This window comes from Pseudomonadota bacterium (genome assembly GCA_010028905.1).
Taxonomy (GTDB): Bacteria; Vulcanimicrobiota; Xenobia; order RGZZ01; family RGZZ01; genus RGZZ01.
In genome coordinates, this window is the sequence record RGZZ01000806.1 from 1 (window position 1) to 1,410 (window position 1,410).

At 66.5% G+C, this 1,410-nt stretch carries 3 protein-coding genes; 2 read left to right on the forward strand and 1 reads right to left on the reverse strand.

What is annotated here, in order from left to right; all coding sequences use genetic code 11:
- Both EB084_25475 and EB084_25480 read left to right on the forward strand, forming a co-directional pair.
- A partial coding sequence (locus EB084_25475) for a hypothetical protein (protein NDD31615.1) occupies window positions 1-251 on the forward strand: 251 nt, incomplete at its 5' end.
- Window positions 252-285: 34 nt separating this feature from the next.
- On the forward strand, window positions 286-813 hold the full coding sequence (locus EB084_25480) for an NUDIX hydrolase (GenBank protein ID NDD31616.1): 528 nt from the start codon (window positions 286-288) through the stop codon (window positions 811-813).
- On the opposite strand, the gene EB084_25485 is transcribed toward EB084_25480, so the two are convergent.
- Window positions 803-1,408 carry an aminotransferase class I/II-fold pyridoxal phosphate-dependent enzyme gene (locus tag EB084_25485; protein NDD31617.1) on the reverse strand — a complete coding sequence of 202 codons (606 nt, stop codon included), beginning with the start codon at window positions 1,406-1,408 and terminating at the stop codon, window positions 803-805. The genes EB084_25480 and EB084_25485 overlap by 11 nt on opposite strands.
- Window positions 1,409-1,410 lie beyond the last annotated feature (2 nt).

Genomic DNA, 1,410 nt, shown 5'->3' on the forward strand with positions numbered 1-1,410 from the left:
CCTCTGGCGCGCTCGTCTCTATCGACACCCGCACCGACCTGGGCGGCCAGCCCGTGCACCCTCTCACCATGCACCGGTGCGCGGGCCAGGGCATGCCTGCGTGGAACGCGGAGGAGGGCCGGGTGGCCGGGTACGGCGACGCCGTCGTGCACTTTGAGATCCAGTACGAGGCCGTGCGCGCGGACATAGACGCCGACGACATCGCGGCCTTTGCGGCCGCCTACAAACGTCTTCTAATAACCTCACCATAAGACATAAGGGACCCCTTCTATCTCATCTCTATCAATGGGTCCGAACAGGTGGGCTAGAGCCGGCGTTATCATGAGATACTGCAAGGGGGACACGGACTGTGTGCTCCTTGTGCAAACGCGCCCGATGTACAACGCTGGCGTGGGCCGGTTCACGGACCCCGTGTGGGGCTTCCCCAAGGGCCAGCAGCAGCAGTGCGACATAGAGGAGGGCGGCGACGCCACCGACGCGCTCCTGCGCTGCGCCGAGAGGGAGCTGTTTGAGGAGACCGCGCTGGTCGTGCGGCTGTCGCGGGACCACCAAAAGATACGGCTGGGCACCACCAAGTTCATCATGTGCTGGGTGGACTCCATGGCGCCGCTGTCCTACGATCTCATCGCGGACAAACGGGAGATCTCCGCGATCAGGTGGGTGGCGATGTCGGATCTCAGGGCCGGCGTCTTCCAGCTCAACCACTCGCTGCGGGACTTCCTCACCAAGCAGGTGTCATGGCACGTGCCCGACAAGGGCGGTGAGCAGCAGCGGCGGAGGAGCTGCGGATGGCGCGGCGCTCCTATCTGTTGAGCTTGTTGGGGCAGCCCGGCACCGGCTCGGGCGCGAGGATGGCGACGAGCGTGTGCGTGTCGTCCTTGCCGATGGTCAGGTGCACGTACTTGTCATAAAGCAGGCCGTCCTGATCGTCGGCGCTGGCGATGTGCTTCGCCTTCAGCGTGCGGGTCCAACGGTCCCACGACATCCCCTGCGGCAGCTCCACGAGGACCGACGGCCCCGCCTCGCTGATGTAGCCGATGCACGCGCCGTCCAGCTGGCCCAGCACCGACGCCCGCTCCGCGGCGACGACGGAGCGCACCCGGGCGTGGTACGCGGTGTCCTTGCACCGCTCCGCGACCGCCTTGACCACATCAGGCGTCAAGAACGGCGCCACGACCTGCGCCCGCAGCGCCGCCGCGATCTCGGGATGCGCGACCACATAGGCCACCCTTTGCGCGGGCAGGCCCAGGAACTTGGAGCAGGAGCGCACCCCGATGACTTGGGGGTACCGAAGGAAGAGGTCCTCCGCGCGCAGGGCGGGCTTCTCGGCATAGTCGAGGTAGCACTGGTCCACGATGATGGGCACGCCGGCGGGGACGCGCTTCACGAACCGCTCGAAGTCCTCAATGT

Bases quoted from the DNA above. Each gene is read 5' to 3' on its own strand.
- EB084_25480 (NDD31616.1), top strand. From the start codon at position 286: ATGGGTCCGAACAGGTGGGCTAGAGCCGGCGTTATCATGAGATACTGC.